The 11,972-nt window shown below is 44.4% G+C and carries 10 protein-coding genes; 9 read left to right on the forward strand and 1 reads right to left on the reverse strand.

Going from position 1 to position 11,972, the window contains the following annotated elements; translation table 11 throughout:
- The first annotated feature begins 43 nt into the window (after nucleotides 1–43).
- From rpe to ACG3M1_RS08820, 3 genes are all read left to right on the forward strand, one after another.
- Nucleotides 44–709 (forward strand): ribulose-phosphate 3-epimerase, encoded by a 666-nt coding sequence (gene rpe, locus ACG3M1_RS08810; protein WP_009269395.1) that lies wholly within the window; start codon nucleotides 44–46, stop codon nucleotides 707–709.
- Nucleotides 697–1,302, forward strand: coding sequence for a thiamine diphosphokinase (locus ACG3M1_RS08815; protein WP_008818931.1), 606 nt, complete (start codon nucleotides 697–699; stop codon nucleotides 1,300–1,302). Before rpe ends, ACG3M1_RS08815 begins: the two co-directional genes overlap by 13 nt.
- A 101-nt stretch (nucleotides 1,303–1,403) precedes the next feature.
- On the forward strand, nucleotides 1,404–3,101 hold the full coding sequence (locus ACG3M1_RS08820) for a nucleoside kinase (RefSeq protein ID WP_224721045.1): 1,698 nt from the start codon (nucleotides 1,404–1,406) through the stop codon (nucleotides 3,099–3,101).
- Nucleotides 3,102–3,367: 266 nt separating this feature from the next.
- On the opposite strand, the gene rpmB is transcribed toward ACG3M1_RS08820, so the two are convergent.
- Nucleotides 3,368–3,559: a 50S ribosomal protein L28 gene (gene rpmB, locus ACG3M1_RS08825; RefSeq protein WP_002608456.1), complete on the reverse strand. Its 192-nt coding sequence runs from the start codon at nucleotides 3,557–3,559 to the stop codon at nucleotides 3,368–3,370.
- A gap of 280 nt (nucleotides 3,560–3,839) precedes the next feature.
- Between rpmB and ACG3M1_RS08830 the strand changes: the two genes are divergently transcribed.
- From ACG3M1_RS08830 to ACG3M1_RS08855, 6 genes are all read left to right on the forward strand, one after another.
- Nucleotides 3,840–5,120, forward strand: a complete 1,281-nt coding sequence (locus ACG3M1_RS08830) for a helix-turn-helix domain-containing protein (RefSeq protein WP_008729262.1) — start codon at nucleotides 3,840–3,842, stop codon at nucleotides 5,118–5,120.
- Between the two features lie 603 nt (nucleotides 5,121–5,723).
- Nucleotides 5,724–7,502, forward strand: coding sequence for a dockerin type I domain-containing protein (locus tag ACG3M1_RS08835; protein ID WP_008818927.1), 1,779 nt, complete (start codon nucleotides 5,724–5,726; stop codon nucleotides 7,500–7,502).
- A gap of 4 nt (nucleotides 7,503–7,506) precedes the next feature.
- Nucleotides 7,507–8,928, forward strand: coding sequence for a cadherin-like beta sandwich domain-containing protein (locus tag ACG3M1_RS08840; protein WP_009587484.1), 1,422 nt, complete (start codon nucleotides 7,507–7,509; stop codon nucleotides 8,926–8,928).
- A gap of 173 nt (nucleotides 8,929–9,101) precedes the next feature.
- Nucleotides 9,102–10,358: a cell division protein FtsA gene (locus tag ACG3M1_RS08845; protein WP_009587460.1), complete on the forward strand. Its 1,257-nt coding sequence runs from the start codon at nucleotides 9,102–9,104 to the stop codon at nucleotides 10,356–10,358.
- A gap of 22 nt (nucleotides 10,359–10,380) precedes the next feature.
- A complete protein-coding gene (ftsZ, locus tag ACG3M1_RS08850) occupies nucleotides 10,381–11,478 on the forward strand; it encodes a cell division protein FtsZ (protein WP_002608460.1) in 1,098 nt (365 codons plus the stop codon).
- Between the two features lie 5 nt (nucleotides 11,479–11,483).
- Nucleotides 11,484–11,930, forward strand: a complete 447-nt coding sequence (locus tag ACG3M1_RS08855; RefSeq protein WP_002608461.1) for a hypothetical protein — start codon at nucleotides 11,484–11,486, stop codon at nucleotides 11,928–11,930.
- Nucleotides 11,931–11,972: the final 42 nt, after the last annotated feature.

The following is an 11,972-nucleotide window of genomic DNA, read 5'->3' on the forward strand; positions in this document are numbered from 1 at the left end:
GCATACAGAAAATACAATACAATTATGAAGGAGGACACACGTTATGAAAGAATTAGTAATCGCTCCGTCCATTCTGTCACTGGACTATTCCAGAACGAGTGAACAGCTGAAGGAGCTGGATGAAAGCAATGCGAAATGGATGCATTTTGATGTTATGGATGGCCATTTTGTACCGAATCTGACCTTTGGACCGGACCTTCTCAAGGGCTTTAAAAAAGCAGTGGATATGGTAATGGATGTTCATATCATGGTAGATAATCCGGATATGGTTGCGGAAATCTTCGCCAAGGCAGGTGCAGATGTTATCACCTTCCATCTGGAAGCTGTGAAGGATGTGGATGCCTGCATTCAGCTGTGCAGAAAAATCCGTGAAATGGGTGTACAGGCAGGTGTATCTGTGAAGCCGAAAACCGGTGTGGACGCACTGCTGACACATCTGAAGGAAATGGATCTGGTTTTGATCATGTCGGTGGAGCCGGGCTTTGGCGGACAGTCCTTTATGGAGGATACGCTGGAAAAGGTGCGCATACTGCGTGAGCGGATTGAAAAGGAAGGTCTGAATACACGTATTGAAATCGATGGCGGTATCAATGGGGAAACGGCAAAGCTGGCCGTAGCTGCCGGAGTGGATACGCTGGTTGCCGGAAGCTATGTGTTCAAAAACGGTATTGCGGAATCCGTAGATAAGCTGCTGGCATGTCAAAGGTAGTTCTCGTTGCCGGCATGTGTGAGACTGCGCCGGTCATTGCACATGCCGATTATATCGGCGTAGATCATGGAGCTGTCTGCTGCATGCGGCAGGGTATTGCCATGCGCAAGGCCGTAGGGGACTTTGACAGCATAACAAGGGAGGAGCTTGCACAGCTCAAGCAGTATTGTGAGGTGGAAAAGCTCCCCTCCCATAAAAATGAAACCGATACTGAGGTTGCAATCGAAGCAGCACTGCAGCTGGGCTATGATGACATTATCCTATACGGCGGCCTGGGTGGACGTCTGGATCATGAAATGGCCAATCTGCATCTGATGATCTATCGTGAGCTTCCGCTGACCCTGATGAATGATACCAATATCATCAAGGTATTGCATCCGGGAATCTATGAGGTCGAAAAGCTGCATACCTACTTGTCCTTTCTGCCGCTGGAGGATTCCTGCATCAGTGAGGAGGGGGTTGCCTATCCCTTGAAGGAACGCGTTTTGAAGGTTACGGATATTTATCCGCTTTCCAATGAAATCAATGGCAATATTGCGAGGATCACCATACATTACGGGCGTGTGCTGATGATGCAGTGCAGGGACGCATAACAAACCGGAATCAACATATAGGAAGCTTAAAAATGCTTTCTTTGGAGCATGTCTATACGGCGTGTTCCTTTTTCTTTTGTTTTTACCGGGAAGCGGGTATAATGAAGGGGAATATAAACGACAGCTGTATGAAGCAGGGCTGTCTGACATATACTGATGAAAAAGGAGGGCTGATTATGCTGGAGTTGAAGCTGAAAAGCGGTGAGGTGAAGCAGTGTGAAGCAGGTGCCTATGTTCATGAGCTGCTGGAAGCATGGAACGTAAAGGAGGCGGTTTATGCAGTTACGCTGGATGGAAAGCTGCATGATCTGAATTATCGAATCAAAAAAAGCGGTGCACTGGATTATATTTATGCGGATAGTGAAACCGGGAAGCTTATCTATGAGCGCAGCTTGAATTTTCTGTTTATTGTAGCGGTGCGCAGTCTGTTTCCCGATGCCCGTGTCCGCATGGAGCATGCCCTCAGTGGCGGTCAGTATTGCGAAATCGATAAGGAAGGATACTGCAAGCCGCAGGATGTACGTAAAATTGAAAAGCGGATGAAGGAGCTCATTGCCGCAAACGAGGTGATTCACCGACGTGTTGTGGCCACAGCAGAGGCACAGGCCTATTTTGACCGTCTGGGAATGAAAAACAAGGCAAATCTTTTGGCATGCAGGAAAAGTGCGACCAGCAGTATTTATACATTGTGCGGATATGATGATTATTTTTACGGCATCATGCTGCCGGATACCTCCTATCTCACACATTTTTCCATTCGTTTTTATGCACCGGGTGTCTGGCTGTCTGCAGGAAACGGATTTCAGAATCAGGCAAAGCTGTTTCATGTGTTTCAGGAGTTTGAAACCTGGGGCAGGCTGATTGGTGTATCCAATATTGCAGAGCTGAATGCACAGATTCAGCAGGGCTATATGGATGATCTGGTGCTGATGAGCGAAACGATGGTAGAAAAGAAGCTGGCAGAGCTTGCGGCGTCCATTGTACAGGGGCATCCGCATACGAAATTCATTCTGATTGCAGGACCGAGCTCTGCAGGAAAGACAACCTTTTCCAGACGTCTGGCAATTCACCTTAAGATTCTTGGGAAAAAACCGATGCCGATCTCAATGGATGATTTCTATAAAAACCGCGAGGACTGTCCAAGGCTGCCGGATGGAAGCTATGATTTTGAAGGATTGGAGGCACTGGATCTGGAGCTGTTTAATGACACCATGCTGAAGCTGCTGCATAAGGAAGCAGTGCATATGCCGTTGTTCAACTTCAAAACGGGGCAGCGCGAGTGGAAGGAAAGGGAAACAGTGCTGGAGGATGATCATATTCTGATAATAGAAGGTATCCACGGATTGAATCCTAAGACCTCTGCCGATTTGCCGGAAGAGGCGAAGTTTCGTATCTATATCAATGCACTGACGCACTTGAATCTGGACGAGCATAACCGTATACCGACAAGTGATTACCGCCTGATCCGCCGCATTGCCAGAGATTATCAGTTTCGCAGCTGGAGTGCGCAGAATACCATTCATTTCTGGAAGAATGTAAAGCAGGGAGAGGATCATAACATCTATCCGTATCAGGAGGAGGCCGATGCTATTTTCAATTCCTCCATGGTATATGAAATGTCTATTCTTAAGAAAATTGTGATTCCGCTGCTGGATCAGGTGCATCCACATGAAGCGCAGTATCTGGAGGCCAACCGTTTGAAAAAGCTGCTTGCCTATTTTGTGGACGGCAGTGAGGAGGCAGTGCCAAGAAGCAGTATTCTTGCGGAATTTATTGGAAACAGTGTTTTTGATGTCTGATTCCTATCCTCCCTCACAGAGCGTTTTATAAAAAAACAGCATGGGAATAGGAGCCGTAACGAATCCAGATTCGTATTAACGAATATATATACCGAATTCAATTATGAATTAGGTAGTTATAAGCAGGATATCGGCAATGATAGAAAATAATCATCGGAATACAAAAAGCAGATCATCTGTACAGTTAAGGATGATCTGCTTTCTTTATGGCTTGTCCTGCTTCCTGAAGTAAGAAAAAAACAGGTTACCCTGTTTCATATCCACTCTTAGATAGCTTTTTTGTTTTTCAGCGTTTTTAATGCACGAGCACTAATACGGATCGTTTGAGGTTTTCCATCAACAACGACTTTAACTTTCTGTAAGTTTACATTCCAGTTACGACGACTAGCACGCATAGAGTGAGAGCGTTTATTACCTGATAAAGGTCCTTTACCTGTAATTGCACAAACTTTTGACATACCGTTTACCTCCTTCCGTACAATACTTTAAAACACAATTTGCTTAGATATCATACCATCTTATAATGTAAAATGCAACAATAATTTTCAAAAATTGTACAGGGGCTGAAGTGAAAAGTTAAATTCCACTTTCAAAGTAGCTAAGTAGAAAAGACTCTTACACAACAATCTAGTTGAATTTACACTTACAATTGCATTTAGTCTTTCATATATCCTTTTTTATATCTATGATGAAGGTAACCGCTGGTTATTATCATACACATTACAAAGGGTGATGAATATGGCAACGAACAAAAACAAACATCTGACTCAGGACGATCGCAATGTCATCGCGATCGGCATCGTTAATGGTTCTTCTAAAAAAGCTATTGCTGATAATCTAGGCAAAGATAAATCTACGATAGGTAAGGAAATCCGTGCTCACCGTTATCTCTCTCATAAATCTACACTTTCTCTAGAATGTGAGAACTATGCTCACTGTAAGTTTAAGAGAAAGAATTGTACTGTCAACTGCCCTGATTATTCTAAGTTCCGCTGCAAACGCAGAGATCGTACTCCGGGAGCTTGTAATGGCTGTGAGAAACTGAAAAGCTGCCGCTTTGATAAATACCTCTATAAACCTACGATCGCCTATGAGGAATACCGTAGCGAACTCGTTGAGTCTCGAACCGGAATCAATCTGACCTCATCAGAAGCTGTAGAGCTAGGCAATACCATCAAGCCTCTTCTATTAAAAGGTCATTCACCTTATCAGATCATAGCTGCACATCCCGAACTTGGAATCAGTGAGAAGACACTCTACAACTATATTGAACAAGGTGTATTCGAATGTGTTGGCATTGCTAATATTGACCTTCGTATAAAAGTCAAAAGAAAAATGACCGCTAAGAAGAAGACGATCTATAAAAAACGACAAGACCGTAAATTCCTTGTTGGACGGCTTTACACAGATTACCAATCCTATGTTGAGTCTGAGGAAATCACTCACATTTTACAAATGGATACAGTCTACAATGACATTTCCAATGGACCGTTTATCCAGACTTTCAAATTCATCAAATATGGGCTCCTGTTTGCTGTATATCACGACACGAAGACTGCTGCAGATATGGTTGACGGACTAGCTGTTCTTGATTCCATCCTTGGAAAAAGCCTGTTTGAACAGGAAGCTCATATAACACTCACCGATCGCGGAGGTGAATTTACTGATGCTGAGCATATGGAAAAAAGAGACGATGGTACCAGAAGGACACGAGTCTTCTATTGCGACCCTATGCAGTCCGGGCAGAAAGGAAGCCTGGAAAATATGCATCGTGAATTACGTTATATATTACCTAACGAAGTAGACTTACGCAGTATCGGCCTGACCGATCAGACTTCCTTGAATGTAGCCATCTCACATATCAATTCCAGTGCCAAGGAACATTTGAATGGAAAATCCCCATTTGAGCTATGTGAGTTCATGTGTCCGGAATTAGCGCAGAAACTTTATGAATTTGGTCTACAGAAAATAGATAAGGACGAAGTGATACTTCGTCCAAGCGTATTGACTCATAAGTAACAAACAGATGATATAAAGAATGATAAGAGCAGCGGCAAAGAACAGTTATTTATAGTGTAACTATAAAATAGAAGTGGAATTTAGTTATACATAGGCATAATGGAGCCTATTTTCAGTGCGCTTATTCATTTTATCTATCATTCGCACAATGACCACTTTCTTCACATTTTTACTTACTTCTACCTATTTGAAACCCTTTCTAACGCTATATTTATGCTCTGTATAGACTTTTGTAGAAGAAAGTTCCACATTTTTTATTCGCCTTTTGAAAGTGGAATTTAACTTTTCACTTCAGCAAATTGTACAGGGAATACAGTATAAATAAAAATTGCTTACTACCTGAAGCAAAGACCTTTTGCCGTATGGATGTAAATGCTTCATAACAAAGCGGTTTCATGGTGTCCTCACAAGCAGGACATGCAATAGTTGCCTGTGACAGCTGTATGATGAGAAGATGCGCCAGGTAAAATATTCCAGAATATTCGATGTTTTTCCGTCTTCTATAAAAACTTAAGAATTTCATGTGGAAATAAAATTGCATGTTCTCCTACTTTCTTATATAATTAAGCTGACAAACTTTGTATGAAAAGGGAATGTGATGATATGAAGAAGAAAATTATAGTAGGTATAGCAGCTCTTCTATGTGGCGGCATACTGCTTCAGCAGGGCTACATAGGAGCGCAGAATAGTGCAGAAAAAGAACCGGAGGCTGTTTCCTCCAGACTTCCGGAGAATCATGTGTTTAAAAGAATTGATGAAAACGGTAAAATCATCATCGAGGATACTGCCAAGCTGGAGGCTGAAACGAAAAAGGAACAGGCGGCCAGAGAAAACATGGCAAAGGTAAAGGGAATCGGCGGTGCCAGAGATATTAAATATGGTGTCGTCAATTTCAAGACGAAGTCAGATTCCGGAAAAAACACCAGCTATACCGAGGTAGGTACCGGTTATAGCGGATATACCAACGGATATTATGCTGCCGACGGGGCATTTCTTGGATATGAAAACAATGGTACCAAGGTGAAGTTCATGTTGGCCGGTGTTGTCGGTCTGGTGGATGCCGATGAGGTGGAGATTCTGAATTATGAGGATGAGGATACGGTACAGTCCGTAAACTACTACATATGTAAGAATGGAAATATCTACCATTCCATCACACTGAATATCCGCCAGCCGTATTATACGAGTACAGCGATGGTCGGCAAGCAGCAAAGCTATATGAAGAGCAATACGGTATACTACAGCTATGATGGTCATTATTTCTATACGACCTATCAGAAGATGATTGATGATTACAAGGCCAATACAAGAAAGAATTCAATCAATGCATCAAAGCCGTATTATAATTATTATCAGTATGTTTCATCACGTACAAAAACAAGCTTTACTGCCAGTGATTTAAATGGATATGTGAAGAGCTATCTGGATGACTTGTATAATAGCAAGGATACAAAGATGTACAATATGGGAAAATATTTTATTGATTATCAGAATACATACGGCGCCTATGCACTGGCATCCTTTGGCGTTGCCGTCAATGAGAGTGCATTCGGTACCAGCTCCATCGCGTTAAGCAAGAACAATCTGTTCGGGCACAATGCGGTGGACTCCGATCCCGGATTGGCGAACGGCTATTCATCGCCGCAAAACAGTATTCTGGATCATGATAAATACTATGTGAATCTGTGGTATTCCACGCCGAAATATTCAACCTATCACGGGGCATTCCTTGGAGACAAGGCAAGTGGTATGAATGTATCCTATGCTTCGGATCCATACTGGGGTGAAAGTGCAGCACACTGGATGTGGCAGCTGGATGAATATGTCAGTGGAAAAAGTGATGCGGGCTCCAAAAAGCTGGTCTTCAAGGATCAGGGAGCAATCAATATCCGCAAGGAAGCGACAACCTCCTCAGCAAGCCTGTATACCACACCGAAAAATGGAAATATGTCCTTTAACATTCTCGGAAAGGTAAAGGGAGAATCCGTAAGCGGAAGTACAGACTGGTATAAAATACAGCTGGATGTACCATTGAACAGTGCGAGAACGGCGATTGATTATTCCGGAAACAGCTATAATTTCGGGAATAGCTACGGCTATGTACACAGCTCTCTGCTGTCTGAAAACGGCTATACAAGCGACTCCTCCGGCGGAAGTGACTCAAGCAACAGCAGTACTGCCTATAAGCTGGGGGATGTCAATAACGATGGGAAAATTACCCCTGCCGATTATGTCAAGGTGAAGAACCATATTATGAAGAAATCCACGTTGAGCGGCAAATCATTAACGGCCGCAGATGTGAATAAGGATGGGAAAATCACCCCTGCGGATTATGTGAAAATCAAGAACCATATTATGGGAAAGAGTACAATAAAGGAGTAATTTGATGAAGAAATTCAAACTGAAATTTATAAAAATGGCAGCTGTGTTCATCGTAGCAGCCGGAATATGGAACCTTTCCGGTTTTATACATGCAGCCAGTCTGAGTGTTACGGCCAGTGCAAGCACGATTTATGTCGGTGACAGTGTAACCTTTACGGTAAGTGCATCCGGCGGTGCGGGAAATGTAAGTGTCAGCGGGGCGGCTAATGGAACCTACTGGCTGGAAAACAGCTCGCAGTCCTTCACGGTAACTGCCTCCGCAGAAGGAACACTGACTGTATCTGCATCGGGTACACTGGGAGATTTCAATACGGAAGAAGATGTGACGGTATCCGGCTCTGCATCCGTACAGGTTGTCGCAAGACCGACAGAGACTCCGAAAAACGAGACACCTCAGAAACAGGAGACACAAAAGCCGGAGGAAAAAAAGCAGGAAGAAAAGAAGCTGTCCAGCAATGCCAATCTGGCAAGTCTTAGTATCTCACAGGGAACTCTGAGTCCAAAATTTTCCGCCTCTAAAACACAGTATACCGTAAATCTGAACGGGGATGTTTCCAGTATCAAGGTGAATGCAACAGCTGCCGACAGCAAGGCTGTGGTATATGGAACAGGCACAAAGAGCCTGAAGCCCGGAAAAAACACGATATCCGTCAGTGTTGCGGCAGAGGATGGAAGCACAAAGGAATACACGATTACAGTCAATGTCGATGAAACACCGCTTGTATACGTAAGCTACAATGGAGCGAAGCTCGGCTTTGTCCGCAGTCTGGATGGCGTCGATAAGCCTGCGAAATCCTTTGAAGCTGTGAAAATCAAGGTGGACGGCAAGGAAGTAAAGGCATGGAAAAGCAACCTGCTGAAGAAGACGGTTGTCTATCTGCAGGATGATAAAACAAAGGAAAAGAATTACTATATCTATAATACGGATACCAATACAGTCGAGACTATGCTGCGTCCGATGGCTCTGCTGGGAAACAATGTGTTTGTCGTTGATGTGCCGAAGAATCTCCAGACGCGTGAAGGGATGAATTTCACAACGGTGAAAATCGATAACTATGAACTCAACGGCTGGACCTTCAAGGATACGGCTTTTGAGAATTACGCTTTGATCTATGTCATGGATGAAAAAGGCAACATGGTGTATTACCAGTACGAAGCTACGGAAAAAACGCTGCAGCTGTATTCCGGTGCCGCAACGATACCGCAGAGTGCCTATGATCAGTATCGTAAGGATGTAGATGCGTCGCTGAAGAAGCATAAGTGGGTCATCTATGGCTTGGCCGGCGGCTGTGTGGTACTTGCGGGATTGAGTGCATTTCTCTTCTTCCGCAGGAAAAAGACGGTGAAATATCAGAAGCGGACAATCTCTGATTCAAGAAGAGATGCGGAGGCGGACGCTTTGAGAAACATATCCGATGACAATTAAGAGAGGGAAAACCTCTCTTTATTTTAACCTTTGTGCACCTCTTTGAAAAAAAAGAAAAAATTTATGAGAAATCCTTGGAAATGGTTTTTAAACCGCTTAAATTATGATATCATATATGAGTATAAATGTACGCCGAAGGCTGGCTTAGCCAGTGTGGGTAAGGAGGTAACCTTATGAACAAAAAGGAAATATATGCCTCGATAGAAGTAGCGGATCATGAAGTTCGACTGGTTGTCGGTGAATTTTATGAAACGCGGTTTAATATTCTAAGAGTGGAAAAAGCTCCCATACAGGGAATTGAAAAACAGAAAATCATGGATGAACAGAATGTTGTAAACGGCATTATCAAGGCCAAGAAGCAGGCTGAGGATGCACTTGGATATCACATTGAGCGGGTTCTTGCGGCAATCCCTTCCGTCAACGTACAGCGTCATAACAAAAAGGTAAGCGTTGTTCCGGAAGCAAGCAGTAAACGCATTCGTTTAAGTGACATTCAAAAGGGGTTGAATGAAGCGGTCAGCTTTAAACCGGATCCACAGCTGGAACTGGTAAATATCGGCTGCGTCAAATACATAACAAACGGTATCACTTCCAGAAAAATGCCAATTGATGAAACAGCAGAGGTTCTGATCATGAATGTGGATCTGCTGTATGCGGATAAAGAGGTAGTATATGCCTATGCACGCTGCATTGAGAAGGCCGGACTGGAAATTCTGGATGTATGTCTGGATTCCTATGCCATGGCCAATGAAGCAGCGGTATTTGAACAAACAGTTGATAAATATGTCATACAGATTGACCTTGCGAGAGATCATACAACGCTTTCCCTGTTTACACATGGCAAGCTCGTGAATTGTGAAGTTATTGAAGATGGATATGGGGTATGGCTGCAGGATTTGATCGAACAGTATCATCTGAGCAGCAATGTGAGCTATCGGCTGGCACAGAATACCTGTACCTTTGATGCGGACTCCGCAAAGGATCAGATTATCTATATCTGGTCAAAATCGGGTGAGCAGAAGCAGATCAGCGAGAAGCAGGCATGTGAAGCCATTGTTCCTTATGTGAAAAGCTGGCTGAATATGATCAATGAAACCTGTGCTCCGATTATTGAGAGTGGAGATGTGCGCTACCTGTTGAGCGGAGAGGGCTGTGAAATACCTTCCCTGCAGGAGCTGCTGCGCTATCTAAATGCACCTGCACAGATTTATGTTCCGCAGACCATTGGTGTCCGCGACTGTTCCTATGTAACCTGTCTGGGTCTGTTTTACAGCTGGAGAGAGCAGATGGCAATCCGCAGGGATGAGCGTGTATGCTGCAATCCACAGGAAGTGGAAGAAACCATGGATACGGTTACGAAGAAAAGCTCCGTCGATGAAGAGGGCGGATTTACAAGAAAACTGAAAAGCATTCTGTTAAGCGATAAATAAAAAGAGAGAGCGAGGAATAACGATGAGCGATTTACAGTTTGAACAGGTAGCAAATATTAAAGTGTTTGGTATTGGCGGAGGCGGCTGCAATGCCGTAAACCGCATGGTTTCCGAAGGTGTCAAGGGTGTGGAGTTTTATGTTGCCAACACAGATCTTCAGGCACTGAATATTTCTCCTGTTGAAAATAAAATTGTCCTTGGACGGGAAGTGACCAAGGGGCTGGGTGCCGGGGCGAATCCGGAAATGGGAAGACGTGCTGCCCAGGAAAATGAAAATGAAATCCGGGAAGCGATTAAGGGAAGCGATATGGTGTTTATCACCACAGGACTTGGCGGCGGAACCGGAACCGGTGCTGCACCGATGTTTGCAAAAATTGCAAAGGAAGAAGGGGCATTGACGGTAGGTATCGTTACAAAGCCGTTCACCTTTGAAGGAAAGAAGAGAATGAAATCCGCAGAGGACGGTCTTGCCGAGCTGAAGCAATATGTGGATTCCCTGATTATCGTATCCAACAATAATCTGATTGAAGTCATCGGCCGTCGTCCGCTGACAGAGGCATTCCAGGCGGCGGACAATGTGCTGCGGCAGGGTGTACAGACGATTACCGATCTGATTGCTGTTCCTGCACTGATCAACCTGGACTTCGCGGATGTGCGCACCATCATGGAAAATCAGGGCTCTGCACTGATTGGAATCGGTATGGCAGAGGGCGAAGACAAAGCCCGTGCTGCAGCCGAAAAAGCAATACAGTCTCCACTGCTGGAAGCGCAGATTACCGGAGCGAGCAATGCCATCGTTAATATCACCGGTGGAGAATCGATTACACTGTTTGACGCAGAGGATGCCATGGCGCTTGTACGGGAAGCTGCAGGCAATGACATCGATGCGATTTTCGGTGTTGCTATCAATGAAAAGCTTGGAGACTCCATCATCGTAACCGTTATTGCGACCGGTTTTGACAAGGAAGAGGAAGAAGAGGAAGAAATTCCAGCGGCATCCGCATTTACTCAGCCGGTTTCCCGGCCAAGTGCAAGAGTGCAGACAGAGGAAAAGCCGCGGTATCAGGAACTGGAAGAAGATGACCGTGAAGGTATTCCATCCTTTTTCTCCCGTCGTTAACCATCATGATATTTTATTATATTGATGACAGTATGCTGGCAAGAAATGAGTTTGCTACAGCTGTTCTGCATCGTTTTGAATGCTGGATGGAGCATCATCCGGCAGACCTTGTGCTGGTAAGTACAGCACAAAAGAATCATCCGCAGTTAGAGCACTTTGTGGATGCCATGAAGCGTACGACCGTGCTTGCCAGCCCGGCTCAGTTTGAATTTCAGGGTGTTCGCGGAGATCTTCGCAACGGCTTTCTCTGCGTAGAGGGCTTTCCCGAAATGCAGAGCTTCAGCGGTTCCTTTGTAGCCTATGATACCAAGCGTGCTGCCTGCGAGCGTATCTATCTGGAGCTGTTTATGGAGCATGATGCATCCGATATGGACAGCTTTGTAGAGGAGCTGGAAGAGATGCTCAGTGAGAAGCTGCAGATGCTGCAGAAAAAGAAATCAATCCTGAGCTGAATACGAGGACATGTCATTGCGGCTGTCCTTTTTTTCTTATGC

Source organism: Clostridium sp. 10cd*, assembly GCF_044336395.1.
Taxonomy (GTDB): Bacteria; Bacillota_I; Bacilli_A; order Erysipelotrichales; family Erysipelotrichaceae; genus Clostridium_AQ; species Clostridium_AQ innocuum.

Excerpts from the sequence above, each read along its gene's own strand:
- ACG3M1_RS08815 (WP_008818931.1), top strand. The coding sequence starts at position 697 with ATGTCAAAGGTAGTTCTCGTTGCCGGCATGTGTGAGACTGCGCCGGTC.
- ACG3M1_RS08835 (WP_008818927.1), top strand. The coding sequence starts at position 5,724 with ATGAAGAAGAAAATTATAGTAGGTATAGCAGCTCTTCTATGTGGCGGC.
- ACG3M1_RS08830 (WP_008729262.1), top strand. The coding sequence starts at position 3,840 with ATGGCAACGAACAAAAACAAACATCTGACTCAGGACGATCGCAATGTC.
- ACG3M1_RS08840 (WP_009587484.1), top strand. The coding sequence starts at position 7,507 with ATGAAGAAATTCAAACTGAAATTTATAAAAATGGCAGCTGTGTTCATC.
- ACG3M1_RS08855 (WP_002608461.1), top strand. The coding sequence starts at position 11,484 with ATGATATTTTATTATATTGATGACAGTATGCTGGCAAGAAATGAGTTT.
- ACG3M1_RS08820 (WP_224721045.1), top strand. The coding sequence starts at position 1,404 with ATGAAGGGGAATATAAACGACAGCTGTATGAAGCAGGGCTGTCTGACA.
- rpe (WP_009269395.1), top strand. The coding sequence starts at position 44 with ATGAAAGAATTAGTAATCGCTCCGTCCATTCTGTCACTGGACTATTCC.
- rpmB (WP_002608456.1), bottom strand. The coding sequence starts at position 3,559 with ATGTCAAAAGTTTGTGCAATTACAGGTAAAGGACCTTTATCAGGTAAT.
- ftsZ (WP_002608460.1), top strand. The coding sequence starts at position 10,381 with ATGAGCGATTTACAGTTTGAACAGGTAGCAAATATTAAAGTGTTTGGT.
- ACG3M1_RS08845 (WP_009587460.1), top strand. The coding sequence starts at position 9,102 with ATGAACAAAAAGGAAATATATGCCTCGATAGAAGTAGCGGATCATGAA.